The organism is Wolbachia endosymbiont of Tuta absoluta, from assembly GCF_059414725.1.
In genome coordinates this window covers 1-670 of record NZ_JBNRJY010000734.1, presented here as the reverse complement: position 1 = coordinate 670, position 670 = coordinate 1, and the positions used below count along the sequence as shown (strand labels likewise).

General features: G+C 39.4%; 1 pseudogene. It reads right to left on the bottom strand.

Annotated elements, in window-relative coordinates:
• Positions 1–155 (bottom strand): annotated as a pseudogene (locus tag ACJ5GX_RS07805) (phage terminase large subunit family protein); the annotation flags it as partial.
• Positions 156–670: the final 515 nt, after the last annotated feature.

The window sequence follows — 670 nt, the reverse complement described above, 5'->3', positions numbered from 1 at the left end:
GATCGATCGATGATAGGTATAGCCTATCCAATTGTTACCAGCTTCCGTTCCACCAATCGCCGATTCCTCCAGGGGGCACACCCTTTCATGAATACTACTTTTTCAGCAGGTGAAGACGGAGATAGTGAATCCATGATTTCTTTAAGGTAGATAGTGCCGCGAAACTAGCGCCACTTTACGAAGAAAATGATATATGTAAATGCAAACATAACACCGGTTGACCTTTGCACTAGTTTTCGATGTTAACGTAAATCAAAATTAAAATCTTCAAATGCTTTAAATTATTTGCCGTAATTAAAGTTATGAATGCAAGTGCCAAAAACGGCCACTTTCGGTACTAATTTTTAAGTAAGTTTAGTAAATATTGAATTATATTATCATTATTTTACAATATTTCTAAAATGGCCCTTAAATGTTTGTCAGACGTAGTGATAGCGACTGTATTTTACGGCCGTTAACGCTCTGCCTACCCCGCAAGGGATAAAGACGTGATATGTGTGTGTCTCTGTGTGTGTATTTCGGAATATATCTATTAGATACGAACAAACAAATGTTTCCATTTTATAATATTAGTGTAGATGAATGATATGATCGATCGTCGGCAAGCGAAGGCGCCGTCTACTCGATGACGAGCGTCGCGAGGAGCAAGACTCTCGACGCCGACCGCTAC